Source organism: Gallalistipes aquisgranensis (genome assembly GCF_014982715.1).
GTDB classification, from domain to species: domain Bacteria; phylum Bacteroidota; class Bacteroidia; order Bacteroidales; family Rikenellaceae; genus Gallalistipes; species Gallalistipes aquisgranensis.
This window is the reverse complement of the sequence record NZ_JADCJY010000001.1, coordinates 2,182,302-2,207,253: the sequence shown is the minus strand read 5'-3', so window position 1 is coordinate 2,207,253 and position 24,952 is coordinate 2,182,302. Positions and strand designations below refer to the sequence as shown.

The 24,952-nt window shown below is 61.2% G+C and carries 17 protein-coding genes; 3 read left to right on the top strand and 14 right to left on the bottom strand.

Annotated features, from left to right (window positions below; all coding sequences use genetic code 11):
* Nucleotide 1: 1 nt before the first annotated feature.
* Nucleotides 2–469, top strand: a complete 468-nt coding sequence (locus tag INF32_RS08920; RefSeq protein WP_226387989.1) for a DUF6712 family protein — start codon at nt 2–4, stop codon at nt 467–469.
* 66 nt (nt 470–535) lie between these two features.
* Here the strand turns inward: INF32_RS08920 and INF32_RS08915 are convergent, their stop codons facing one another.
* Entirely contained in the window at nt 536–1,105 is a 570-nt protein-coding gene (locus INF32_RS08915) for a thymidine kinase (RefSeq protein ID WP_226387988.1), read from the bottom strand.
* A gap of 822 nt (nt 1,106–1,927) precedes the next feature.
* Between INF32_RS08915 and INF32_RS08910 the strand changes: the two genes are divergently transcribed.
* Entirely contained in the window at nt 1,928–2,755 is an 828-nt protein-coding gene (locus tag INF32_RS08910; protein WP_226387987.1) for an alpha/beta hydrolase, read from the top strand.
* Nucleotides 2,756–2,941: 186 nt separating this feature from the next.
* On the opposite strand, the gene INF32_RS08905 is transcribed toward INF32_RS08910, so the two are convergent.
* The 4 genes from INF32_RS08905 to INF32_RS08890 form a co-directional block, all read right to left on the bottom strand.
* Entirely contained in the window at nt 2,942–4,966 is a 2,025-nt protein-coding gene (locus INF32_RS08905) for a polysaccharide lyase family 8 super-sandwich domain-containing protein (RefSeq protein WP_226387986.1), read from the bottom strand.
* A gap of 204 nt (nt 4,967–5,170) precedes the next feature.
* Nucleotides 5,171–6,337: a dienelactone hydrolase family protein gene (locus INF32_RS08900; protein ID WP_226387985.1), complete on the bottom strand. Its 1,167-nt coding sequence runs from the start codon at nt 6,335–6,337 to the stop codon at nt 5,171–5,173.
* Nucleotides 6,338–6,481: 144 nt separating this feature from the next.
* Nucleotides 6,482–8,308: a RagB/SusD family nutrient uptake outer membrane protein gene (locus tag INF32_RS08895; protein ID WP_226387984.1), complete on the bottom strand. Its 1,827-nt coding sequence runs from the start codon at nt 8,306–8,308 to the stop codon at nt 6,482–6,484.
* Between the two features lie 12 nt (nt 8,309–8,320).
* Nucleotides 8,321–11,485 carry a SusC/RagA family TonB-linked outer membrane protein gene (locus INF32_RS08890; protein WP_226387983.1) on the bottom strand — a complete coding sequence of 1,055 codons (3,165 nt, stop codon included), beginning with the start codon at nt 11,483–11,485 and terminating at the stop codon, nt 8,321–8,323.
* An 89-nt stretch (nt 11,486–11,574) separates the two neighbouring features.
* On the opposite strand from INF32_RS08890, the gene INF32_RS08885 reads away from it, so the two are divergent.
* Nucleotides 11,575–11,826: a hypothetical protein gene (locus tag INF32_RS08885; RefSeq protein WP_226387982.1), complete on the top strand. Its 252-nt coding sequence runs from the start codon at nt 11,575–11,577 to the stop codon at nt 11,824–11,826.
* A gap of 86 nt (nt 11,827–11,912) precedes the next feature.
* On the opposite strand, the gene INF32_RS08880 is transcribed toward INF32_RS08885, so the two are convergent.
* From INF32_RS08880 to INF32_RS08840, 9 genes are read right to left on the bottom strand one after another with little or no spacing between them, the layout of a single operon-like run.
* Entirely contained in the window at nt 11,913–13,355 is a 1,443-nt protein-coding gene (locus INF32_RS08880; RefSeq protein ID WP_226387981.1) for a sialate O-acetylesterase, read from the bottom strand.
* Between the two features lie 7 nt (nt 13,356–13,362).
* Nucleotides 13,363–13,881: a hypothetical protein gene (locus INF32_RS08875; protein WP_226387980.1), complete on the bottom strand. Its 519-nt coding sequence runs from the start codon at nt 13,879–13,881 to the stop codon at nt 13,363–13,365.
* A gap of 5 nt (nt 13,882–13,886) precedes the next feature.
* A complete protein-coding gene (locus INF32_RS08870) occupies nt 13,887–14,924 on the bottom strand; it encodes a PI-PLC domain-containing protein (RefSeq protein WP_226387979.1) in 1,038 nt (345 codons plus the stop codon).
* 12 nt (nt 14,925–14,936) lie between these two features.
* The gene (locus INF32_RS08865) at nt 14,937–16,304 is read right to left on the bottom strand and encodes a DUF5106 domain-containing protein (protein WP_226387978.1); all 1,368 of its coding nucleotides are present in this window, start codon (nt 16,302–16,304) and stop codon (nt 14,937–14,939) included.
* Nucleotides 16,301–18,136, bottom strand: coding sequence for an alkaline phosphatase (locus INF32_RS08860; RefSeq protein ID WP_226387977.1), 1,836 nt, complete (start codon nt 18,134–18,136; stop codon nt 16,301–16,303). Before INF32_RS08860 ends, INF32_RS08865 begins: the two co-directional genes overlap by 4 nt.
* Entirely contained in the window at nt 18,133–20,565 is a 2,433-nt protein-coding gene (locus INF32_RS08855) for a GH92 family glycosyl hydrolase (RefSeq protein ID WP_226387976.1), read from the bottom strand. Before INF32_RS08855 ends, INF32_RS08860 begins: the two co-directional genes overlap by 4 nt.
* A gap of 14 nt (nt 20,566–20,579) precedes the next feature.
* Complete coding sequence (locus INF32_RS08850) at nt 20,580–22,322, bottom strand: hypothetical protein (protein WP_226387975.1); 1,743 nt, start codon at nt 22,320–22,322, stop codon at nt 20,580–20,582.
* Nucleotides 22,323–22,338: 16 nt separating this feature from the next.
* On the bottom strand, nt 22,339–23,361 hold the full coding sequence (locus tag INF32_RS08845) for an FISUMP domain-containing protein (protein WP_226387974.1): 1,023 nt from the start codon (nt 23,359–23,361) through the stop codon (nt 22,339–22,341).
* A gap of 13 nt (nt 23,362–23,374) precedes the next feature.
* A complete protein-coding gene (locus tag INF32_RS08840; RefSeq protein WP_226387973.1) occupies nt 23,375–24,952 on the bottom strand; it encodes a RagB/SusD family nutrient uptake outer membrane protein in 1,578 nt (525 codons plus the stop codon).

Sequence of the window (24,952 nt, the reverse complement as noted above, 5' to 3'; positions counted from 1 at the left end):
GATGGGATGGTTGTTGATGACGCCGCACGAGGTGGCGGAGATCGCCTTCCGGGGTGCGGAGGCGGTGGACGGGAGCCTGATCGGGGAGGCCCCGATCGTGACGGCCCAGTATAAGTTCGTCCGTCCGGTACTGGGCGGGCTCTGCGGGGCGATGCTGGAGGGCCGCTATGCGGAGCTGCTGGACGGGTACGTGAAGGCGCCGCTGGCCCATTACGTGAAGTGGCTGGTGCTGCCGAGGCTGAGCGTGCAGTGCGGGGCGATCGGGACGGTGCAGTTCCGGGGAGAGTGTTTCACGGCGGTGGACGGAGGGTCGCTCGCCGCGCTCAGGCGGCAGGTGAAAAGCGATGCGCAGGCGCTGATGATGCGGGCGGTGGAGCGGATCGAGTCGTCGCCGGGGGAGTTCCCGGAGTACGATCCGGAGCGGAACGTGCTCCGCAGGGTGCGTCTGCTCGGGGATTGGGTGTTGTGAGGGAAAGGCTGTCCGCGGAACGGGCGGCCTTTTCCGCAGGGGGCGGAAGCGGTCGCGGGGACGCCGTTATCTCTCCCGGCGGGACTGGTTGAAACAGTGGCGGCAGATGGGTTCGTAGCTCTCTTTTTCGCCGAGCATGACCAGTTTGTCGTCGGAGGCCAGGCGGTGGGAATGGTGGGCCAGGTTGCCGCAGCGGACGCAGATGGCGTGGACCTTGGTGACGTACTCGGCGGTGGCCATCAGCTGGGGCATGGGTCCGAAGGGGTTGCCCTGGAAGTCCATGTCGAGGCCGGCGACGATGACCCGCACGCCGTTGTCGGCCAGCTGCTTGCAGACCTGCACGATGCCCGCGTCGAAGAACTGGGCCTCGTCGATGCCCACCACGTCGACGTCGGAGGCCAGCAGGAGGATGTTGCCCGGGGAGTCGACCGGGGTGGAACGGATGGCGTTGGCGTCGTGGGAGACGACGTCTTCGGCCGAGTAGCGCGTGTCCATCTGGGGCTTGAAGATCTCGACCCGCTGGTTGGCGAATTTGGCCCGTTTCAGCCGCCGGATCAGCTCTTCGGTCTTGCCGGAGAACATGGAGCCGCATATCACTTCGATCCAGCCGGCGCGGCTGGCATTTTCCAGAAACATAGGTTTGACGGTTTTGGAATAACAAAGATAGGCAACCGCAGGGGAACGGGCAAGAGGGGTTGAAAGATTGTGGATAACTTGCCGGAGGGTCGGGAGAGGCGGGAAAAAAACAAGGAAACCACGGGCGGCAGAACGCCGGACCCCCTGATTTCCTCTACTAACCTAAAACTACTAACCTAAAATGAACCTTAAAACTTCGATGCAAAGATAAGGGGCGTTTTCGGATTATGCAAATTTTTTAGGAATTATTTAAATAAATTTAATATTAAATTAACATACGGGGCGGGAAAGGAGTGCGGGGGAGTACGGGAGGCGAGAAGGAGGAGGTGTTCCGGGCGGATACGGGGAAAAGCGGAAAGGACGGATGCGGGAAACGGAAGGGAGGAATGACGGGGGTGCGGGCGGGAGACGCTGGACCGTATCGGAAAAGTTGGCCGGGGTGGCGGCGGGCGGACGGTTTCCGGAGCTGCGGTCTGGTGGCAGGGAGTTTTCCGGGAAGACGGAAGGAATCAGGGAAGATCCGAAAACAAAACAAGGAAATGCGGAGTGGCAGAACGCCCGATCTCCGATTTCCTCTACTAACCTAAAACTACTAACCTGAAATGAACCTTAAAACTTCGATGCAAAGATAAGGGCTCTTTCCGGTTTTTGCAAATATTTTCCGAAAAATTTATTAAAAAAATTGAAAAAATGGGCCGGAGGCGGATTCCGGGGGTGAAAAATCGTCCCGGGGGCGGGCTTTTTCGCGGGAAATGGTTACTTTTACGGGGTCCGGAACCTACGGGCCGGAAAAGAGGAAACTAACTCAAAAACGACGATAGCATGAAGAAAATGATTTGCATGGCGGCGGCCCTGTGGTTCATGGCGGCCGGCCTTTTCGCCCAGCGGGTGGACACGGTGGAGGTGAAGAGTGCGGCGATGAACGCCGCGTTCAAGTGCGTGGTGGTGCTGCCGGCCGGGTATGACGAGAATGTGCGGGAGCGTTATCCCGTGGTCTATCTGCTGCACGGGCACGGCGGGCGTTACAACAGCTGGATCAAGCTGAAACCCGAGCTGCCGCAGATCGCCTCGCAGAGGGGAATGATTATCGTGTGTCCCGATGCGAAGAACAGCTGGTACTGGGACAGTCCGGTCGATCCGGGCAGCCGTTTCGAGACCTACGTGGCCAAAGAGGTGCCCGCCTACGTGGACCGGAAGTACCGCACGAAGGCCGATCCGAAGGGGCGGGCCGTCGCCGGGCTGAGCATGGGCGGGCACGGTGCGCTGTGGCTGGCCTTCCGGCATCCCGACGTGTTCGGGGCCTGCGGGTCGATGAGCGGAGGGGTGGATATACGGCCCTTCCCCGAGAACTGGCATATGGCGCAGAGCCTGGGCAGCTACTACCGCAATCCGAAGGTGTGGGACGAACACACGGTGATGGAGCAGCTCTACCGGGTGAAGCCGGGTTCGCTGGCCATTATCGTGGACTGCGGCACGGAGGATTTCTTCTACGAGGTGAACCAGGAGCTGCACCGGAGAATGCTCTACCGGAATATCAGGCACGACTTCATCACGCGGCCCGGGGCGCACAACTCGAAATACTGGAAGCAGGCGGTGCTGTACCAGCTGCTCTTCTTCGACGACTTCTTCAAGGGAGGGAAGGCGCTGTAAAGGGCGCGGAGGAACAGGCGGAAGGGTGTCCGGCGATTGCCGGGCGCCCTTCTGTTTGTATGGGGAGGTATCGGCGGGGAGCGTCTTGTACCCGCAGTGGGTCTATATCGGCGGATTTCCGGTTGTCCTGTCTGTCTCCCTCGGGGGATTTCGACGGTTTCGTCGTCACAGCGATATCGGTCCCCGTCAGAAGGCGAGGTCGCGGTTCAGGGGGCAGGTTTCGGTGAGGCGGCGGCCGGTGGAGGGGTCGAAGCGGGTGATGCGGAGCGTGCGGCCCTCGCGGCCGACGAGAAGCAGGGCGGGGGCCGTGAGGCGGACGGAGCGGCCGTTCCACGGCAGGGCGATGTGGGCCGGGCGGTAGGCGACGATCTGCACCTGGTCGCAGGAGCGGTTCCAGACGGCCTGGACGTCCCGGTCGTTGCGCAGGACGCGGAAGCGTCCGATGCGGGCCGGGGTGGCCTCTCCGGGGCCCGTGCCGGGCAGGATGAGGCAGTGGAACGAGCCGTCGCGGGAGGTGCGGCCCAGGTCGAGGGCCAGCGAGAAGAGGCGCGCCGAGACGGTGTCCTGCGGCATGGACTGGTTGATGTCGTACCACGTGCCGCTCCGTCGGCCCGCGAAGACGAGCGCCTCGCGGTTGCCGGGCAGGCAGTAGGTGACCGAATCGTGCCAGACGGTGCGGTACCGGCCCCGGGCATCGGTATCGGGCATCGGCCGGCCGTCGGTGAGGACGGGGCCGCGGGCGTAGCACTGGTTGAGGGTCTGGAGGACCGGGTGGACGGTCTCGAAATCGAGCCCCGAGACGAGGCAGGCCACGCCGTCCTCCCAGAGGAACCAGCCCCGGCGGGCCGTGACGCTGTCCATGCGGTAGTCGAAGGCGAAGCAGCCGCGGAGGCTGTCGCTCACGCCGTAGACGAAGGGGGTGTTGCCCCAGGTGCCGATCCGCCATTTGAAGACCGGAAGCGGGTTGCCGCTGTGGGTGTTGAGCGAGCCGGGCAGCATCTCCCAGTCCCAGAGCGGGAAGATGCCTTCGTACTCGTCCCCGCGGCGGGAAATGAACTGGGTCCCCTTGCTCAGGTAGTAGCCCTTGAGGTTCTCGCGGTTGCCGGATTCGGTGGCGGCGATCCGATCGGAGACCCCCTTGATGCTGAAGAAGAAGCCGGGGGAGTGCTGGACCATCAGGTCGATGCGGGGAAAGTAGCGGTTGCCGGTCAGGGGGCGGGAGCGGTGTCCGGTTTCGAGCTGGGCGATGAACCGGTCGTATTCGGCGGCCCGGGACGGGTCGGCTTTCCGCATCAGGCGGCAGGCCGTGACCAGGGCGCCGGTCTTCTCCTCCCGGCGGGAGATTTCGCGGCCCATGGCGGTGTATTCGAGCAGGCGGCCGTGGGTGCACCACTGCTGGCCGTCGAGCAGGTAGCGGGAGAGGATGCGGATCTTCTCTTCGGGCAGGGCGTAGCGGGTGCCCGAGGCGGAGTAGACGATCTGGGCCGCCGAGAGGCTGAATTGTTTGCCGTAGCCGAAGGCGTAGGACTGGGCGTCGTGCTGGTGGAAGCTGAAGTCGGGCTGGATACCCTCGCCCGTGGTGACGACGATTTCGCCCGCGGCCGTGCGGTAGGCCCGTTCGAGCCCTGCGGCGTCGTCGGTGAGGGCCGAGGCGTAGATGTGGATGGTGGTGAGCCACAGCAGGTTCTGTCCGGTGGCTTTCGTGTGGAAATAGTAGGCGTCGGGGCGCACGCCGGGCAGCATGCGTTCCTTGCAGGAGGCGATCAGCCCCTCGGGAAGCTCGTCGCGCATGAGGATGAAGACCTTGCCCATCTCGTAGGGGACGCCCATGTAGTTCCACCAGCGGTTGACGCACTCGACGGTGTGGGCGAGCCAGTAGTCGATCCCCTTGAGGATGTACTCGCGCAGGCGGGGCGAACGGTAGTGGGGCGAGCCGGGCAGGCGGTACTGGCAGGCCAGTTCGGTGAGACGCCGCCAGTGGATGCCCGGGTGCCAGAGGGCACGGTCCTGGTTGGTGTAGTCGAGGTCGGTGAAGAGGCCCCGCTGCGGGTCGAAGGCGGCGATGATCTCTTCGAGGGAGCAGGCCGGGCGGGGCGTGTGGTAGAGGGTGATCTCGTAGAGTCTTTCGCGGATCTTACCGAAGTCGTCCTGCGCCGGACGGGCGGCCAGGCAGGGAAGCAGGAACAGCAGGGAGAGGAGGGTTTTTCGCATCGGGGTAAGTTTTTTGGGCAGTTCGACGGACAAAGATAGCGAAAAAAAGGGAACGGCCGGTGCGGAGGCGGGCGGTTTTCCGGGACGGGGGAGGCTCCGGGGGAGGAAAAAGGGTAGGGGAAAACGAGCTGCGGGAATGCAGGGAGAGGATGGACTGCGGGGAAAACGTCCGGGGAGGGTGGACTGGAGGAGGGGCGAACGAAATCAGGGGGTCGGCCGGAGAAAGTATTCGAAGAACCGGCAAAGAATTTCGTTCGATTCGGCGTTCGGTGAGTGTTCCGGGCGGTTAGTCATCAGAACCCGGTTCTCGAAACCCAGCAGACGGTTTACAGCGATCGTGTGGTTGAGGGCTATCCAGCGTTCGGCGGGATCGCACGAGCCGCCCGACACGAGGAACGGGCGCGGAGCCATTAAGGCGTGCAGTTCGTGCAGGTCGTATCCTTCCCGTACCAGTCGGGGATAGAGGCCGCAGGCGGGATTTTCGGGCGTGATGTCGCCCCGTTTGCGCCAGGGCGGGGCGACATAGCCCAGATAGTAGGGTTCCCAGTAGTTGACCGCGGATTTCGATTCGTCGAAGACGATGCCCGGGTCGGACCATGCCGCACAAGCGAATCCGTCGCAGAGGCAGGAGGCGAACATGGCCCATTTACCGCCGAAGGAGTGGCCCGCGATTCCAATTCTGTCCGGGTCGACTTCCGGACGGAGTGCCAGCGAGCCGAGTGCATTGGCCGCTGCACAGGCCAGCATGGAGAGCGGTTCGACGACGGCGCTGTCGATGTCGGGGTAGAAAAGGGAGTAGGTCTTTTCGCGGGTGGCGCGGGCTGTGCCAACCGAGAGCACCACGAATCCCCGGTCGGCCAGCAGACGTCCGAAATCCCGGTGCGGTTTGCCGCCGATCCCCACAGAGGTTTCCGGTTCGTAGAATACGGTGATGACGGCCGGATGGGTACGGTGGCCGGCGGCGGTTGCGTAAGGGAGCAACAGGTATCCTTCGGTCTCTTCGCCGGGTGTCCAGCGCAGGCGTACGCGGTGCTGTGCGTAGCGCTCTTTGCGGAGGGTGTCGAGTATCGTCATTTCGTTCCGTTTCACGGGAGGAGGCCACGGTCCCATCATCGTCATCCACCGTTCGCGTATCTCCTCGCGGCGGCGCTGCCAGTCGGTCGGTTTCTTCACGGGGGTGCCGTCGTAGAATCGGAGGGGGCTGCGGTAGTCGCCGTAGCGGCCGGCATATTCGGTCGGAGGGGTGCAGTAGGGGGCCAGGGAAGCCCACAGCGTGTCGCTCCGGCTGGCGGAGGGTTCTCTTCCCTGTGTCAGAAAAGGGAGAAGGAGCGAAAGGATGAAGACTGGCGGAAGGTGGTGGAAATTTTTCATGGGAAGTCGGTTCTGGGCGTCGGCCTGTGTATTTGCAAATATAGGGGGTTGGGAGCCGTTTCATTCCTCATATCGCGTTTTTTTATCCTGAAAAAGGCCGCCCGGCGGATGCGGACGGCCTTTCGGTGGAAAACGGAACCTTGGTCAATAACCCGGGGTCTGGCACATGGCCGGATTCGGGTTGGATTCGAATTCGGATGTGGGAATCGGCATGGCGTAGTTGGTATCCTTCCACACGATGTTGGTCTTGGCCGCTCCCGGGCCGGAGACCGTCTTGTAGTAGTCGGCCTCCTTCTTGCCCAGGCGCAGGCGGCGTACGTCCTCCCACCAGCGCATCTCGCCGAAGAATTCGGCCCAGCGCTCGTAGAGCAGCGGATCGTTGGCCAGGTGGTCGGCGGGGTCGACGGCGTTGGTGCGGTCGGTGAGGCTCGTGTAGTCGACGGGCGAGGGGGCGTCGGGCGGATAGTTGTAGGCGCGGCGCTTCACCTTGTTGACGTATTCGAGGGCGGTCTGCGGATCGGTGTCCTTCAGCAGTTCGGCATACATGAGGTAGAGGTCCGGCAGGCGGATGAAGTAGATGTTGTAGCCGGCGACGTTGCGCGTGGCGTCGGCCAGGTGGCCGTCGAGGTAGTTGTACTTGCGCACGGGCCAGCCGTAGAAGGTCTCCGGGTCGTTGCCCGTGGTGGGGCTCATCTCCCACCATTTGCCGAACTCGACCTGGGCCACCTTCCGGTAGGCGTTCACGCCGTCGATGGTCATCTGCACCTCGTCCACGAAGGGCTGGAGGGCGCAGACGAAGAGCCGGGGATCGGGGCCGTTCTCCTCGCGGCCGAGCTGGTCGCGGTGGCGCTGTTGCTGCTGCATGTACTCCTCCGAGAGGTAGTAGCGGAGCGATCCGTCGGAGCGCGGCTCCGACTTCAGCACGCCCGACGACAGGGGGGCGGGATCGGTGTAGCCGAAGCGGGCCAGGTTGCGGTCGTGCATGTACTGGTTGCCGTAGGACATGGCCGTGCGGGTGCTGTCGGGCGCGATGCAGAAGGGCGGATAGTAGAGCGAGAGGGTGGAGCCCGTGTTGACCTTGCCGTAGACCTCCCCGTTGGTCGGGTCGGCCTTGTTGCCCATCTCGTAGAACGACTCGCTGTTGTACTCGTACTGGTCGTAGCCGTTGAACATCATGCGGTAGCGGTCGAACGTCTCCAGGCTCTTGCCGCTGTTGAGGATGCAGTCCTCCAGGTCGGCCTTGGCCCGTTCGGTCTGTCCCGCGAAGAAGCAGGCTTTGGCACGGAAGGCCTTGGCCGACCAGACCGTCACGCGGTGGTTGTCGGTCTGGGTGAGCAGGCCCACGGCCTTGTCCAGATCGTCGATGATGGCCTGGTAGCAGTCGCCCGTCTTTTCACGGCCGACGTACATCTCCTCCAGCGTCTTGGGGACCTTGCGGACGATCGGGATGCCGACCCCGTCCATCTGGGGCTGGCCGTAGAGGGAGAGCATGTGCCACCAGTAGAAGGCGCGGAAGAAGAGGCACTCCCCCTCGTAGTTGTCGAGCTGTCCGCTCTCGGACGAGGGGGCCGAGAGCCGGTAGGCGGCGATCTCCTCGAGGGCCGTGTTCGAATAGTAGACGCCCATGCTCAGGGCCGTCCAGGGGTCGGTGACCTTGCTGTTGCCCGCCTTCACCTCGCCGGCGAGGATGTCGACCCACGACTGGTCCTCGTGGAACTGGAGGTCGATGGTGTGGTCGAGGCAGTACATGACGTAACCGGCCCAGTAGTTGCCCAGGAAGAGCCAGTGGTGCTGGGCGCCGTAGACCGAGTTGACCAGCAGGTCGATGTGGGCCAGTTTGGTGGGAAAGTTGCCCGGCGAAAGGGCGTTCGGGTCTTTCAGGTCGAGGAAGGCGTCGCCGCAGCCCGTCATCAGGGCGGCCCCGAGGCAGGCTGCCATCGAAACGCGGAGGGTTCTGAGGTATTTTTTCATGTGTCGGTCGGTTTAGAAGTTGATGTCCAGCCCGAAGGAGATCATCCGGGTCTGCGGATAGGTGTTGTTGTAATAGACGCCGTAGGCGGTCTTCGCCGTGGTCGAGAATTCGGGGTCGAGACCCGAAAATTTCGTGAAGGTGAGCAGGTTGCTGCCCGTGACGTAGATGCGCAGGCGGTCGATCTTCACTTTGCGGGTCCACTCGCGGGGGAGGGTGTAGCCGAGGGTCACGTTCTTCAGTTTCAGGTAGGAGCCGTCCTCGACGAAGTAGTCGGAATAGCGCTGGTAGTTGTAGTTGGGGTCTTTCACGGGGGCGTTGCCGTTGTCGCGGTCGAAGGCCATGATGCGGGGACGGTCGGTCAGTCCGTTGCCCAGGAAGTAGGAGGCGCGGAAGACTTCGGTGGAGGTGTTGGCCCCCTGCTGTACGCTCTGGGTGAAGGATTTGGCCAGGTTCATCACGTCGTTGCCCGCCACGCCCGTGAAGTCGGCCGTGAAGTCGATGCCCTTGTACTCCAGCGAGATGTTGAAGCCGTACTGGACGGTGGGCCACGGGTTGCCGATGAAGGTGCAGTCCTCGTCGTTGATGATGCCGTCGCCGTTCCGGTCGACGTATTTCAGGTCGCCCACGCCCGTCAGACGCTGGTGGTAGTAGTCGTGGCCGTGGGCCTGCGCGTTGCGGTTGAGGGCGTCGATCTCCTCCTGGGAGGTGATCATCCCGTCGGTCTGGAGGCCCCAGAACTGGCTGATGGGCTGTCCGTTGACCGTCTTGCAGGGGCTGAGGCCCGTGTTGGGCCAGCCGCCTCCGCCGTAGATGTAGGCCGTGGGCAGGCCGAGGTCGACCACGCGGTTCCGGTTCTGGGAGACGTTACCGCTGATCGCGTAGTTGAAGTAGCCGATGTTGTTGCGGTAGGTGACGAGCAGTTCCCAGCCCTTGTTGTCGATGCGCCCGATGTTGACCGGCATCGTGCTCATGGTGGTCAGCGAGGGCATCTGCGTGATGCCCGAGGAGTTGGGGGCCGACATGGCGTAGATCATGTTCTTGGTGATCCGCTGGTAGTAGTCGAACGAAATGGCGAGCCGGTGGCGGAACAGTTCCAGGTCGAGGCCGACGTTGGTGTTGTAGATGGACTCCCATTTGATGTCCTCGTTGATGACCTTGATGTTGTTGTAGCCGCCCACCGAGGAGTTGCCGTCGAAGGAGTGGTTCGTGACGTTCTGGAAGGCCATCAGGTAGGAAAAGTTGTTGAGTGCCTGGTCGTTGCCAAGGATGCCCCAGCTGAAGCGGGGTTTGACGGAGGTGAGCCACTCCTGGTTCCAGCGCTTGAAGAAGGGTTCCTCGGAGATTTTCCAGCCGACCGAGACCGAGGGGAAGACGCCCCAGCGGTTCTTCGGACCGAACTTCGGGGAGCCGTCGCGGCGCACGTTGACCGTGAGCAGGTAGCGGTTGTCGAAGGAGTAGTTCAGCCGGCTGAACTGGGAGAGGAAGCGGTCCTCGCTCAGGGCTCCCGACGCGGTTTTGTTCGCGTTGGTGGAGAGGGCGAACGAGAGGGGATTGTCCACGGGGAAGTCCGTGGCCGTGGCGCTCAGGTCGGCGTACTGGGCGCTCTTGGCCTCGTAGCCCACCATGATCTTGAAGTTGTGTTTCTTGCCGAAGACCCTGCCGTAGGTGAGGGTCGAGGTGAAGGTGTACTGTTCGGCGTAGTTCAGCCCCTTGTTGTAGCTGTCCTTCGAGGGCGAACGGCCCAGGTCGTTGGCTTCGGCGTAGTAGTCGTCGTAGCCGCCGCCCAGCTGGGCCGCTCCGGTGACGTTCAGCTTCAGACCCTTGACGATCTCCCAGTCGAAGTAGAGGTCGGCGTTGGTCATCAGGTCGGAGACCTTCTGGTGGTTCTTGGCGATGTTGGCTACGGGGTTGCCGCCGGAGAAGTCGACCCCTTCGGGGACCGCGGCGAACGTGCCGTCGGGGTTGTAGACGCTCATGTAGGGAATGGTGATCCACGGGTAGGACTCCGTGTAGGGGTTGCTGCGCAGGCGGGCCAGATAGATGCGCGTCCCGACGGTGACGGCCTTGTTCATCTTGTAGTCTACGTTCAGGCGGGCCGAGATGCGTTCCCAGTAGTTGTTCTTCTGGATGCCGTTCTCACGTTCGTAGGCGCCCGAGAGGTAGTAGCGGAACTTCTCGCTGCCGCCGGTGACCGAAAGGTTGTAGCTCTGTTCCACGCCGTCGCGGTAGATTTCGTCGTACCAGTCGGTGTCGGGGAGTTTCGAGGGGTCGCTCCAGAGCGGATAGTTCTCGCCGAGTTCCTGCTTCACGCGGATGTAGTCGGCGGTGCCCAGCAGGTCGTAGCGGTCGGCCATGCGGCGGATGCCGACCCGGCTGGTGAAGGAGACCTGTGCCTTGGTGTTGTAGCTGCCCTTCTTGGTGGTGATGAGCACCACGCCTCCGGCGGCCCGCGAACCGTAGATGGCGGCCGCGCTCGCGTCCTTGATGACCTCGATGGAGGCGATGTCGTTCAGATTGTAGTTGCTGTTGTTGTCCACGGCCACGCCGTCGATGACGAAGAGCGGGTTCAGTCCGTTGATCGAACCCACCCCGCGGATCACGATGTCGGAGCCGCTGCCCGGTTTGCCGTCGGTCTTGGAGACCATGACGCCCGCCACCTTGCCCTGGAGGGCTTCGGCGACCGACCGGGCCGGGAGCTCCTTGATGTCGTCGGCCTTGATGGAGGCGATCGAACCCGTCAGGTCGGATTTCTCCTGGGTGCCGTAGCCCACCACGATCACGTCCTCCATCTGTTCGGCCTCCTCTTCCAGTACGATCTTCAGCCGTTCCCGGTTCAGGACGGGCAGCTTCAGGCTTTTGTAGCCGAGGAAGGAGACGAGCAGGGTGGAGCGGGCGGGCACCGTGAGCCGGAAGGCGCCCTTTTCGTCGGAGAGCGTGCCGATCGAGGTGGAGTCGCTCACGACGATGGCGGCGCCGGTGAGCGGATTGCCTTGGGCGTCCGTTACGGTTCCCGTGACGGTGCGGCGGGCCGGTTGGTCTTCTTTTGCCGAGGCGGATCCGGGGGTCACCCCGTCTGCCAGTGCGGGCAGTGACAGGCAGGCCAGCAGGAGCAGGACGAGCCCCGCCGTCCGTCGTGTCTGTCCGCCGAAAGAGATGAATGTCGCTTCTTTTCTCATGAGAATCTGTTTGGATTTTTTGAGTAGTGAGAGAAGGGAAGCAAGGGGGGTGCCAGAGAATGTGCGGAGTGTAAGGTGTTGGTTTTTATATGATAGTGGAAATAGAGGTGCGGGGCGCGGGGTGGAATCTTTCCACAGAAGTGTGGAAAAATTCCACATGCGGGGCCACGGATGTCCGGGCTGGGGAGGCGGAGAAAAGCGTGAGGGAGGCCGGGATGGGATGGGGGGAAAGGCGGGGTGCGGGCGGTATGTCCGAAGGAGGGCGGCTGGTACTGCGGCGGGGAAAAAGAGGGAGCACGGACAGGGAGGCTGTCTGTGCGGCGGACGGGAAGAAGGCATGAAAAGAGAGGGTGCGGCGGAGGCACCCTCTTCGGTTTTCATCGGGGAGACGGGATTCCGTGCAGGCCGGTGCGGTCGTCCCGTGGGGTCATTTCCGTTCCGGGCCGGGAGGTGGGGGCAGCAGCGGCCAGTCGTCCGTGCGGAACGAGGGAACGGGGTGGCCGAACGTGTTGTACAGCGTGCCCGTGCAAAAATCCCGGAAACAGTAGCGCACGGCTTCCGGGTGTTCGACGCGGTCGGAGCGGACGATCACCTTGTTTCCGCTGATCCGGGCATGGGCGGGGTGGAAGACACGGTCGGCACCCGCCACTTCGAAGAGTCCTTCGAGCGGGCCCTGCGCACAGAGCCCCAGCGGGGCATGGGAAAAGTGCAGTTCGACCCGGTCGCCGCGAATCTCCAGGCTCCGGCAGAGCGGCGCTTCGGATTCGTAACCCTGCTGTCCGTAGTCGCGGGTCAGGGCGAGGCGGGCCAACCGTTCGCCGACCTCCCGTTTGCGGGAGGGGTGGATGCATTCGGCCTCTCCCAGATCGGTCAGGGCTACCATGGCCGTGCCGGGAACCCGTTCCTGCAGGAGTGTCTGGACTTCCCGGAAGAGGGCCGAGTTGTGGCCCGGATCACGGTATTCGTAAGGGGCGATCTGGACGTAATAGAACGGAAACGGTCCGATGTCCCACGCCCGGCGCCACGTCTCGACCAGCACCGGAAAGAGCCGGCCGTAGAGCGTGGGATCGTGCCGGTTGCTTTCGCCCTGGTACCAGATCACGCCTCGTATGCCGTAGCCGGCCAGCGGGGCGATCATGCCGTTGTAGAGTCCCGTGTTGGCCGCGTGGCGGAAGAGTTCGGCCTGTGTGGTGTCGGGGAGGGGAACCTCTCCCGCGAAGGCCGTTTCGAGGCTTTCACGGCTCATCCAGCGTTCGATGGAGGTGCCGTTCCACGAGGATTTGACGAGGCCGACGGGAACGCCCAGCGCCCGGCGGAGCATACGGCCGAAGAAATAGGCCGTCGCACTGAATTCCGCCACGGAGGCGGGGGATGCTTCGCTCCAGCGGCCGTCGAGACCTTCGCAGGGCGAGGGGCTGCAGTGCTGGGCGACGGAGAAGAGCCGCAGGCCGGGGTCGGTGCTTGTGGAGATGGCCTCCGCTGCCCCTTCTACCGGTTGACCGACGAAACCTTTCACCGGCATCTCCATGTTGGATTGTCCGGAGCAGAGCCACACCTCGCCCAGGGCCACGTCGTCGAAACGCAGCGTGTTTCCTTCGGTGACGGTGACGGTGTGGCCGCAGCCGGCCGGTCCGGTTTCGACCCGGAGGCGCCATCTGCCGTCGGAGCCGGTCCGGGTGCGGTAGCGTTTCCCGTTCCATGAGGTGAAGACGGTCACGCTCTTTCCGGGTTCGGCCCGGCCCCAGAGGGCCGCACTGTCTTCCCGCTGGAGTACCATGCCGTCGCCGAAGATGGCGGGCATCCGCACTTCAGCCCGTGCAGCGGTCAGACAGAGAGACAGGGCTATCGTGCAGAGGGAGATGGTTTTCATTCCGCCGTTATTGATAGAATACCTCGGCGATCAGGAAGATCGTTTTGCAGGAATTGGGTTCGAGCAGCGATATCCAGACCCGTTTGCCGCGTATGCCGTCCTGTTCGGGGAGAGGTTTGACCTGTTCGATCTCGATGTCCAGTTCGTGGCGGAAACCGAGCGGATAACGGCGGCTCTGATATTCGAGCGCGACCGAGGTTTTTTTCCCTGGGGTGAAATAGGCGTCGATTTCCGAGGTGTTCATCTCTGGGGTGGTCAGGGCGGCATATTCGTAATCTTCGGTGCCGATGAAAAGGGTGACGGTCGCTTTGCCGGAACCTGTCTGCGTTACGGTCGAGACCTTTTTGGCTCCCGGTGAGGAGAGGTCGGTCACGCCTTCGCCCGTGATGAGCATGGGCGCGTCGTTGTTCAGGAACAGGTCGTGGCGGGCCCGCCTTTCTGCTCCGTAATCGGGATCGTCATTGCAGCCGGCCAGCAACAGGGCTGCGAGAAGGGTGATGCCGGTATGGAAAAGAGTCTTTTTCATGTTGGTTATCGGATTTGTACGGAGGTTTCGACTACGGTCAGTACGGATGCGCTGCGTATGCGGTATTCCACGCTGTGGCGTCCTGGGGAAAGGGTCGAGGGGCGGAGCGAACCGGAGGTCTCGGGGGTGCCGTCGATGCGGAAAGCCTCGTAGACGGGGGCGTCATAAGGACGGGTCAGAACCAGGGGCACGTCGGCGGCTCCCGGAGCGTATTCCCGGTCGAGGGCCAGAGCCGGATAGCGGGAACGGCGGTAGTTTTCGAAATAATCGGCGCACGAGGCCGGCTGGTCCGTGTTGACATAGCCCATGCCGCTGTTGGCCAGGACGTACCAGGCCCGTTCGTTGTCGGGCGCTTCCCAGAGACGGACCGGAATGCCGTCGGCACGGGTGACGAGGCTTTTGAGGGTGGCGTACTCCATGACGGTCAGTTCGTTGAGGTCTGTGACGGTCAGGTAGTTGCCGTACTGGAGGCTGATCATGCCCAAGTGGCTGCGCTGGGCGGCGTTCAGGGAAGAGAGGTCGGGCGAGGTGTGATCGAACCAGACATAGGCGGGGTAGTCCGCCCATGTCGAAGCTGCAGGCCGGCTGCCCGAAAAGATGATCTTCACGGCAAGGGGATTGGTCGAGGTGTCGAATACGTCCAGGTCGGAACCGATCTGTTCGAACACTTTGGCCACAGCATCGGCACCTCCCTGTTTGATGTCGAGCACCAGGCAGAAAGAGTAATCCCGGTCCGGGTAGGGGCGGTCGCCGTTGGCCCGGTAGCGCTCTATGATCGGTTCCAGGTAAAGTTTCCGGAGGGTCCGGGAGGCATTGATGTCGCCGGTGTTGTGGGTGACGTAGAGCTCGTTCCCGGAGAGGACGATGTCCGCCTCGATCGAACCGCACCGGGCATCATAGGCTGCGGTGAACGGGGCTGCGGAAGAGTAGTCATTGTGGGAGTGCACTTTCGAGGCGTCGTAGCCGAGGGGACTCCACTGGGCCCGGGCGGGCGTCGTACAGAGTGCCAGTACCGGGAAAAGCAGGAATAGAAGGCGTTTCATACGCAATGGAATTTAATGGGATTTCTTTTCTTCATTGATTCGGTTCATGTGGTAGAATACGGGAGTTACCGGGTCGGTAGGCGGGATGTTTTTCAGTACGACCCGTTTGCGTTCGTCGAGCAGATAGAGGATCGGCATACCGAACAGGTCGTAACGTTCCCGGATATCGTTTCCTCCGGATGGGGCATGCAGGTTGATGCAGTTTCTGAGCCGGCCCGAGGACAGGTAGGTGCGCCATTTGTCCGTTTCGGATTCCGTATAGACGGATACCACCTGCAAGCCTGCGGGACCGTATTTCCGTTTCAGGAATTCGACGGCTTCGGTCACCTGTTGGCAGACGGAACAGTCCGGGTCGAAGAAGTAGAGCAGCGTATACCGGGCTTCGATCCGGTGCAGAGATACGGGGCGGTTCTGTGCGTCGGTCAGGGTGAAATCAGCGGCCGTATGGCCTATCCGGTTTTTGCGGGCATTCTCCATGGCAAAACAGATCCGCAGACTGTCGGCCAGTCCGTCGTGGAGTCTGTTGGCAAGCAGGTAGGTTCCCGTCAGCAGCACCATCGAATCGGATGCGAGGGGCGATTCCCGGTCGTCGTACAGGGAGAAGAGTGTGGCCGGGATGTAACGCTGCATCGCCCCGGACACGCCGTCGGTCGTCGTCCGTTCCAGCAGGGCACAGACCGCACGGGTACGTGCCTCCTCGTCCCTTTCCGGAAAGGATTGCACGAATCGGCGCAGTTGACCGTAGAGCAGCGGGGTACGGATCAGCCGTTCGTCCGAGAAATCGAACCGGTCCCACATGTGTTCGCGTCGATAACGTTCCCGTTCTTCTTTCCCTGTCAGGTAAAGGGGGACGGGAACCGGCATCTGTGCCCGAATCATGGAGGAGAGAAGGCTTCCCCGGGTTTCTGCTGCCGTATTTTGCTGAAGTTCGGTCAGGGCGGCATCCGTTTCCGGAGAGGGTCCGTCTGCCGGGAGGCGGTCACGGATTGCGGCGATCCGTCGTTGGAATTCGGCGTTTTGTGAATTCTCGGCCGATCCTTCGAACCGGACTCCGTCTCCGTTTTCGGGGTTTATCCGGGCGGAGAAACGTTGGCCCGCGGGGCCGGATACGATGATCTCGAAGAGATCTTCCCGGTTGAGAGAGACTACGTAGAGTCCTGCGGGCAACAGGCTGTCGGCGGAGAAAATTACCCGAGGGACTTCCGCCGGTATACGGAGCGAATCGACCGGGATGAATGTCCGTCCGTCGAATCCGCTCAGCGTCACGGTGTCGCCCGGAAGGGAACTGTCGATCGTGACAGCGATCCGGTAGCTCCTCTCTCCGCAGGAGAGGGCGAGCGTTGCCGCTGCAAGAAGTGCTATGACGCCGGTACGTCTCATTTTTTCTGCATCAGTTCGAGGATTGTCCGGGAGACTTGGGTATTGTCGGTGAAGCCGCCGAATAGGGTGGAGGAGGGTCCGTAAGCATAGACCGGAACGGGAATTCCCGTATGGTCGGTTGTGCCGAAATGTACCAACAGTTCGGACGGGGTGCGGTAGCTGCCGTCGAGCAGGGCGATACCGCCCGTTTCGTGGTCCGCGATCACGATGACGAGGGTTTCTCCGTCCCGGTCGGCCCATGCGAGAGCCTGGCCTACTGTTCGATCGAACGAACGGAGTTCGGCATACATTCCGGAGAGGTCGTTCGCGTGGGCGTAGGAGTCGATCTTCGCACCTTCGGCCATGAGGAAGAACCCTCGTCCGGAATTTGCCAGACGTTCCAGCGCCACGGGGAACGCCTCTTCCAGCATACTGATCGTGTCGTTATGGTAGTTGTCGGCGAAGCAGAGCACTTGCGTCTCCCGAGGGGCCGTTTTCAGCGCCTGCACTCCGTCGGCTATCTGGTAGCCGGCCTCTCCGGCGATCTTTTCCCAGCGCGGTTTGATTTCGGGCCGCGAGCGGTCGGCACCACCTACCAGAAAACGCAGCGGGGAACCTTTCAGGTCGGATACGATCGAATCCGCTTCACCCCGGTCACCCCGGTGGGCGTAGAATCCTGAGGGGGTCGCTCCGGTGATCAGATCGGTAGTCACCACGCCGCAGGCGATTCCCTGGGGAGAGAGTCGTTCCGGAAGATTCGCAAGGTTTCTGTCTCCGGCATCCACTCCGATGCTGCGGTTGTTGGTCTTTTCGCCCGAGGCGAGTGCCGTGGCCGCGGCGGCGGAGTCGGTGTGGTAGTTGTCCAGTGAGACGGTATTGCAGAGACCGATCTGTCGCATGCGGGAGATGTTGCTGGTTCCGCCGTTGAGGGTGTGGCCGGCCCACATGGAGGCCAGTCCCATGCCGTCGCCAATGAGCAGGATGATGTTTCTGGGACGTTTTTTGCTGCCGTCGGAGGCATAGGTGGGTTGATAGGGGGTGTACGGAATCGCCCTGTCGAAGCGGGAACGGTCGTATTCATTCAGAAAGGTTGCCAGCGCTTCGGGCCGGTCGGTGTTGACGAAGTCGATTCCCATGCCGAGAAAGGCCTGCCATGCAGTCTTGGTGTCGGGAGCGGCCCAGAAACGGACGGGCAACCCCGTGGCATGTATCGAATTGACCCAGGTTTTCACGGCATCGTACTCCTTGTGGGTCATTCGTCCCAGTCCGTTCCAGGTGGAGAAGCGGGTGAAGGGGGCACTTACCATTCCGAGCCGTGCACGTTGTTCCGGCGTGTAGTCCACCGAGGGGAGACCGTCGAAAAAGATCATCCGGTCGTAACGGGAGAACTGGTCGGGCGAAGGCATGGAGCCGCTGACAATGACCTTTACGGCCGAGGGGTTGACGGACGGATCGAAACAGTGGCGCAGCGGCTCAAGAACCTTCAGCAGGGCCGGAAGGGTCGTGGCGGCCGGAGTTTTCAAGTCGATCAGCAGTTGCAGGCGTCCTCCTCCGGGGTAGGGCGTGCCGCCGTTGAGTTCCATCTGTTCGGCTATGGGACGGGCGTACAGTCTCTCGAACGTACGCAGGGAGTCGAGACCTTGTCTGTCGTGGGCGACCAGCAAGCGATCGCCTACCAGCATTACGTCGGCTTCGATCGAGGCGAAGCGCTGTCCGTATGCCTGATAGAATGGCAGGGCCCGCAGGTAGTCGTTGTGGGAATGGGCATGGAGATTCACTTCGGGCCGGGTCCGGGCCGTACCCGAAAGTGTAAGGGCGCACAGCAGAAACAGTATGCAGTGACGGTATTTCATCGGTCGTTATGTTTGGAGGGTGAATGAAAATCGGTTTGGCGTAATGTGGTGCTCATCGACGGCGGGGCCGCATCGGGGCCCGAACCCCAGCGGAGATTGGGCTTGTCGCCCATCACCAGGGTCAGCTTTCCCCCCTCTGTGAGTTCCCTGTGGTAGAACCACGGTTTGTGTAACGGCCGGCCGTTGAGGGTGGCCGATTGGATATAGATGTTCTTTTCGCTTGCGTTCTTCGCCTCGATCACGAACTCTCCTCCGCCGTAGTAGGCCGGATCGAGCCGGATCACGACTTTCCGGAAAACCGGCGAGCCGATTTCGTAGACGGGTTCGGTGGATCCTCCCCCGTCCATCTGGAAGAGTCCCATGGCGCTCATCACGTACCATGCACCCATCTGCCCCTGGTCTTCGTCTCCGAGCCAACCGTGCATGGGGGTCGAGCCGTAGTAGTCGCGCATGATGGCCCGGGCCCATTTCTGGGTCAGGTAGGGCCTGCCCGCATAGTTGAACAGATAGGCGGCCTGCATATTGGGTTGGTTGCCGTGGTTGATGGGGTAGTCTTTGAACATGTCGCCGGGGGCGTTGAATCCGTATTTTTCCGATTTGCGGAAACCTTCGTCCAGCCGGCGGACGAACTCCTCCCGGCCGAGCATCCGGACCAGGGCGTTCACGTCGTGGGGAACGTACCAGGTGTATTGCCACGCATTCCCTTCGATGAATCCGGTGCCCATCCATGAGTTGGAATGGGTCGCCCACGCGGGGTCTCCGGCCAGTCTGCCGAAATCGACGAACGTGCCGTCGGCCAGGCGCGGTGCCATGTAGCGGCTTGCGGAGTCGAAAATGTTGCGGTAGTTGAAGGCCCGGCGGAGAAAGATATCGTAATCCTCTTTCTTGCCGAGCGCTGCGGCCATCATGGCTACGTTCCAGTCGTCGAAAGCGTAGTCGAGCGTGTTGGAGGCGGGTCCTTCCCGGAAGGTGCCCATGAATTTGTAGTGGGAATCCGGTCCGAAGGGAACGTAGCCCAGTTTCATGTAGGGTACGATCTGGCGATTGCCGACCACACCGCCGCAGGGATGGGCTGCGGGAGGGATTGTCTGCTGGTCGCGGATGGCCCGAAAGGCCTCTTCGGCGTCGAAGTTGCGTATGCCTTTCTGATAGGCGCTGTTGATCAGTGCGATTTCGTGGTGGGCCACCATGATGTCGCAGTACTCCAGCCCGGTCGGACCGTTGGGCAGCCATCCGCCCCGTCTTTTGAATTCGAGCAGGGAACGTACCCATGAGTTCGTTACCTCCGGCGTGGCCAGCGACCAGAGCTGGTTCAGGTTCCAGAAAGTGTTCCAGAAGGCGTCGCTGGAATAGATTACGTCGCCGGCGGGGAGTTGGGCCACCTGTTCGCACATGTCCGTGTATTTGCCGTTCGCGTCGCTGAATATGGAGCGGCCGGCGTAGGCGCGGTAGAAGTTGGTGTAGAATTTCTTTTTGTCCGTTTCGGAGCCCTCGACGCCGATCGTGCCCAGTATCTTTTCCCAGGCCGAACGGCAGTTTTCCACCACGGCATCGAAATCCCACCCGAAAGGTTCGCTCTCGATGCGGAGATTCTCCCTGGCCTGTTCGATACTGACGAAGGAGATGCCGGTTTTCATCTGGATCACTTCGCCCGGTCGGGTCCTGAAATTGAGGAAGGCGCCTACCTCGCCGCGGCCGTAAACCTGCTCTTCGTTCCAACGGATGTCGTCGCCTTCCCAGGTGCCCATGGAGTCGAATTTTTTATCGACCTGCACTACGAAGTAGACTGTGTATTCATTGTTGAGCTGAGAGTAGTTGTCGAAAGTCTTCTGTTTGGAAAATCCCACCACTTCGTGGTCGCTGACCCGGCGGAACGAGGCCCAGTCCACGTCGAACGGATATTCGGCGAAGAAATGGGTGGCAAGCATGATCCGTGCGGAATCGGAAGCGGGGAAGGTGTACCTGTGAAATCCGGTACGGGTGGTGGCAGTCAACTCTGCCCGGATACCATAGTCTTCCAGCAGGACGGAGTAGTATCCCACTGATGCCTTCTCCTTGCTGTGGTCGATTTTCGAGTGGAATCCCGGTTCGCTCACGTAGTCTTCCGAGCCGGGCCGGGTGTGGAGCCTGCCTGTGACCGGCATGGTGAGGAGCCCTGCCATCGTCCAGTCGTGGATGTGGTTGAATCCCGCGATGTTGTCAACCGTGTATTCGTATCCGGCCTTCCAGACGGTGTCGGTCTGGTTGTCGGGACTCAGCTTGACCATGCCGAAAGGCATAGTCGGGCCAGGAAAGAGCATCCAGCGGCTCTCGTGCATCCCCATCAGGGGATCCACGTAGTCGATGTTGCGTTTCGGGGAGGTTGCTCCTGCTGTCAGTGCCGGGACCGTCAGCAGGAGCGTAATGAGGATATGGAACATGGTTTTCATCGGTATGCAGACGGTTAACGGGCGCTGCGGATGCAACGGGCGAAGAAACCGTATTCGTTGGAGAATTTGATGGGGTTGACCCTGTTCTCGCTGGTCAGGCTTCCGTCGGTCTCGTAATAGAGGCGGAATTCCCGGGACCAGCTTTCCGAAGCGCTGAATGCCGACGAACTCCAGTACATGGCGCGGGCTGTCGTGCGGGAGGAGGGTGGGGTTGTGGTAGGGCCGGGAGACTGGATGTCGCCTGCGGATGCTTTGCCCCGGTTCATGAAACCGACGACCGTGATGTCCAGACCGGATCCGCTGGGTGAGCCGGTGCGCTGGGCTACTGAGTAGGTACCGGCCTTGTGGCCGTTCCATTTGCCGCTGTTGGCACCGCTTGCGAAATCGGGCTGATTGTGGTCGAAGACATTCAGCCCCCCGTTGTAATTCCCTTCGGGATCGCCCCGGAAAGCTGTCTCCAGTGCATTGAGAATATTGCCCCATTCGACCATCGTGGGAAGTCGCCACGCATCGTGTGTCTGGCGGGCCACTTCGGCACAGGCGTTCACGGCCTGTTGATAGCGGTAGAAGCATCCAAAGGAGGTTTTCGCTCCGTCGTAGCAGTAGAGCGACTGGTTTTCGTCGGAATAGCTGCCTCCGGCAGCGAGTTGGTTGTCGTCCCAGAGAGCGAGGTTGGAAGTCATGATGTCGTAACCGGCCCACCGTACCAGCCCGTACTGTTTTCCGCCCGCCGAGACGGTTTCCGTGAGGATTACACCGTCGTTCGAGGTTTTGACGGTGATCGAGGGGCTGTAGCCGATTCCTTTGCTGTTTTCCGCGTATGCCCGTACGTAATAGGTGACATTTCCGCTGGGGAAGGTCAGGGTGCCCGTGAAACCGGGTGAAGCCGGGTCGAGTTCCGTGTGGTTGCCCTCTTCCTTGACGGGGTCGGGCGAGGTGCCGTAGCAGAAGCCGCGTACGGTAGGGGCTTCGCCTCCGTCGGAGAAAGCGGTGACTGTCAGGTCCGCCATGCGGGCCGTGATATTCGATGCGGAGAGCGTCTCGATCGAGGGAGGCCCGGCCAGGGTCAGGAACGAGCCGGGTTCGCCGTAACCGATGCCTTTGTCGTTTTCGCCGTATGCGGCGTAATAGTAATTGGTCTGCGGTTTGAGTCCTTCGACCGATACGGTGAAGGAGCCTGTGCCGGTACCTTCGGCCGGATATTTGGTCCAGGTCGCCGGATCGACGGGAAGCGCTTCTCCGATCAGAATGCCGCGTGCGGTCGCCGGATCGTCCAGATCGTCGTCCAGCGAGCCTGCCAGCGTCACTGTGTTGGACCCGATTCCGGAGGCCGTTCCCGTAGTAGCGGAGGGTACTCCCCGGGCGGCCTGCAGAATGGCCGTTTCAGAGTAGATGCCGCCGGCACGGTTGTGCGAATAGATACGGACATAATAGTTCGAGAGCAGATCCAGTCCCTCCAGTTCGACGCGAAAAGGGGTGCCTTCGCGGGGACCGGAGATTTTTACCACCTGGTCCGACAGGTTCGGCAAAGAATTGACGGAACTGTAACAGAGACTGCAATCCACGGCGTCATCACCTCCGTTGCTGGTGAGGACGGCTTCTATGATGGCCGTCCCATCCGCGGATACCTTAGGGGCCGAGAGTATCTGGATTTGCGGCAGTTGGGTCTGGTCGACATCGGATGTCTTGTCGTCCGAGCAGGCGGCCGCCGCGAGGGCCAGTCCCATGCAGATCATGCGATAGAATGTTCTTTTCATCGTTATCCCTGTTTGACTATTTGACACACCGTACGGAGAATCCGTAGTTGTTAGGGTTGTTGGCATCATAGCTTACGGTGGTGTTGTCGGCATGGAAGATCACCACACGACCTTCGCCCGTGGAGAGCGTGCTCGACGACCAGAGCAGCGTGCGCAGTCCCTTGTGGTTGATGCCCGAAGTGGGGGCAAGTCCGCTGCAATAACCTGCCGGCTCGATGGTCATACCCGAATTGTTATTGCCGTTTTTCTCGGCCGCTCCCCAGCCCGACGTACTTTTGCACCAGAGTCCGGCCAGACCCCCGTTTACGGTTCCTTTGCCCGTGGAACTGTTGATGACGGCGATATGGCTGGCGATGCTTCCGGCTTCCTCTTCTATCTCGGTCAGTATCTGGGCCCATTCTTCGACGGAAGGCAGGTGCCATCCGTTGCCGAAGCTTTCACATACCATATTCGCCGCCCCCCAGCTCATCAGGCATCCGTAGGAGGATTCCTCGCCCGAGTAGCAGTATTGAGAGACGATCGAGGGTGAAGAGGGGTTGTAGGTGCCGGTCGGGATACCCCGGACATTCTCCGCCATGATCAGACGGTTGCCATAGAAGACCGTGGGGTAGGTGATTCCGCCCAGTTCCACCTCCTCGATCGAGGCGAGGGTTGAGATGACGTTGGCATAGTGAGTGCCACGGTCATTGGTGGCGAAAGCCCTCAGATAGTAGTTTTTGGAAGGATCGAGTCCCGTTACGGTGACTTCCTGCTCCCCGGAGACCAGTTCTTCGCACTCCACGACGGTACCCGTCTCTTTGGTAGGTTTGTAATTGTCTTCTTCGTAGATGACACCGGCGCTTCTGAGTCCCACGCCCGATATTTTGATCCGCAGGGTGGCTGAGGTCAGCGACGGGGCCACCTCTATGGACTCCGTCTCGGCATGGGGCGGGGTGACGAAACTGCGTTCGTTATCGATTTTGAAGTCGTCGTCCGCACATCCGCAAAGAGCGGCGATGCAGACCAACGGGACGATGCGGTTCAATAGATGGGTTTTCATACGTGTCGTTCGTTTAATAGTTGGGATTGTTCTCCCAACGGTTGTCCATCAGGAGAAGAATGTTTTCCGGAATCGGATAGACATCGTCGCGGTCATCTCGGAAGTTGCGTCCGGCCCATACCTGGGTTCCGTCGAATCCGTACGCCGGTCGGGCATAGGTGGCTTTGGCGTCGCCCCAGCGGATGAGGTCGGAATGACGGTCGGCGTATTCGCCGGCCAGTTCGCAGCGGCGTTCGTGTTTGAGGTCGTCCAGTGTGTATGAACCTTTGACGGGCAGACCCGCCCTCCGGCGGATTTTGTCGAGGTCTTCCTTGCCGGACTTACCCTGCATGATCCTTGCTTCGGCCCGGATCAGCAATACTTCTGCGTAACGGATGATCGGTACGTTCAGGTTGGTCGAAGGCGAATCTCCGTTGGGGTTGGCTTCGGAACTCCCGATTGAGAAGGGGTGCATGTATTTGTTGAATTGCATTTTTGTCGGCGATGATGTCGCATAATCACCCTGCCCGTAGACGCACTCCTGGCCGAAATAGGTGAACTTGTCGCCGGGGGCGAGAATCGTGACCGCCCGCCGCTGGTCGCCCGCTTCGAATTCGTCATAGAGGCTTTTGGTGGGGACGAAATACCCGAAACCGTTGTACTTGCCCCATCCCTTGTTTTCGAGCATCATGCCCGGAAGCATGTTGGGACGGCTTCCGGCATAGAATGTTCCTCCCTGCGAGGAGAAGATATATTCCTTGCCGAAGTTGTTTTCGATTAGGAACACCTCTTTGTAGGTAGGCATCAGATCGTGGCATTTGACTCCGTTGTAGGTGGCTTCGATTACCTGGGTGGCGAAATTCTCCGCCTGCAGGAATGCAGCCTGTGCGCCTGCCTCGTCTTGGACTTTCATGCAGTTCCACCCTTTCTGAAGGGCCACTTTCGATGCCCAGGCCCAGGCGGCCGTCTTGGTGGGACGTCCGTAGTCCTTGGGGTCGAGTTCGGCCTGGTAAGGCAGGCGTTCTGCGGCGGCCATACAGTCAGCGATAATGTAGTCCATGTTGACGTTCACGTTGGCCGGCCGGTCGTACTCCATGTCCAGTTGGTCCTGTCGGTTGGGAATCGGGAAGCCTTTCCCTTCCACCATGTTCCCGAAGCGTTTGGCCAGGTCGAAATGGACCAGCGCGTTGAGGAAATAGGCTTGTCCGAAGAGGAAGTCCTTCTTCTTCTGATCCGCCATCTGGATTTTGTCTTCCATTTTGATTACGGCGTTCGAACGACCCATGATCGGGGTAAGGGCGTTCCAGAGACGGCCTGCGATGCCGGCACTGCCGCTGGCGGTAATGGCGAAGTTGCGGTAGGTGTCGACTTCGGCGTTGATGCGTCCGGTGATCATGTCGTCCGAGGCGTTGATCCAGTACATCGGACCGCGCGTGTAGGCCGCATCGTCCCAGAGTCCGTAGTAGAGTCCGTTGACAGCCAGTTCTATGTCCGATTCTGTTTCGGGAAACGTCCCTTCGCCCGGCGCTCCGTAAGGTTTAAGGTCGAGTATCGATTCGCTGCACGAGGCCATTAGTACGGCGGCGATTCCTATGAGCATTATCTTTTTCAT

Bases quoted from the DNA above. Each gene is read 5' to 3' on its own strand.
- INF32_RS08845 (WP_226387974.1), bottom strand. From the start codon at position 23,361: ATGAAAACCCATCTATTGAACCGCATCGTCCCGTTGGTCTGCATCGCC.
- INF32_RS08905 (WP_226387986.1), bottom strand. From the start codon at position 4,966: ATGCGAAAAACCCTCCTCTCCCTGCTGTTCCTGCTTCCCTGCCTGGCC.
- INF32_RS08915 (WP_226387988.1), bottom strand. From the start codon at position 1,105: ATGTTTCTGGAAAATGCCAGCCGCGCCGGCTGGATCGAAGTGATATGC.
- INF32_RS08920 (WP_226387989.1), top strand. From the start codon at position 2: ATGGGATGGTTGTTGATGACGCCGCACGAGGTGGCGGAGATCGCCTTC.
- INF32_RS08850 (WP_226387975.1), bottom strand. From the start codon at position 22,322: ATGAAAAGAACATTCTATCGCATGATCTGCATGGGACTGGCCCTCGCG.
- INF32_RS08890 (WP_226387983.1), bottom strand. From the start codon at position 11,485: ATGAGAAAAGAAGCGACATTCATCTCTTTCGGCGGACAGACACGACGG.
- INF32_RS08855 (WP_226387976.1), bottom strand. From the start codon at position 20,565: ATGAAAACCATGTTCCATATCCTCATTACGCTCCTGCTGACGGTCCCG.
- INF32_RS08870 (WP_226387979.1), bottom strand. From the start codon at position 14,924: ATGAAACGCCTTCTATTCCTGCTTTTCCCGGTACTGGCACTCTGTACG.
- INF32_RS08865 (WP_226387978.1), bottom strand. From the start codon at position 16,304: ATGAGACGTACCGGCGTCATAGCACTTCTTGCAGCGGCAACGCTCGCC.
- INF32_RS08885 (WP_226387982.1), top strand. From the start codon at position 11,575: ATGATAGTGGAAATAGAGGTGCGGGGCGCGGGGTGGAATCTTTCCACA.
- INF32_RS08900 (WP_226387985.1), bottom strand. From the start codon at position 6,337: ATGAAAAATTTCCACCACCTTCCGCCAGTCTTCATCCTTTCGCTCCTT.
- INF32_RS08880 (WP_226387981.1), bottom strand. From the start codon at position 13,355: ATGAAAACCATCTCCCTCTGCACGATAGCCCTGTCTCTCTGTCTGACC.
- INF32_RS08840 (WP_226387973.1), bottom strand. From the start codon at position 24,952: ATGAAAAAGATAATGCTCATAGGAATCGCCGCCGTACTAATGGCCTCG.
- INF32_RS08910 (WP_226387987.1), top strand. From the start codon at position 1,928: ATGAAGAAAATGATTTGCATGGCGGCGGCCCTGTGGTTCATGGCGGCC.
- INF32_RS08875 (WP_226387980.1), bottom strand. From the start codon at position 13,881: ATGAAAAAGACTCTTTTCCATACCGGCATCACCCTTCTCGCAGCCCTG.
- INF32_RS08860 (WP_226387977.1), bottom strand. From the start codon at position 18,136: ATGAAATACCGTCACTGCATACTGTTTCTGCTGTGCGCCCTTACACTT.
- INF32_RS08895 (WP_226387984.1), bottom strand. From the start codon at position 8,308: ATGAAAAAATACCTCAGAACCCTCCGCGTTTCGATGGCAGCCTGCCTC.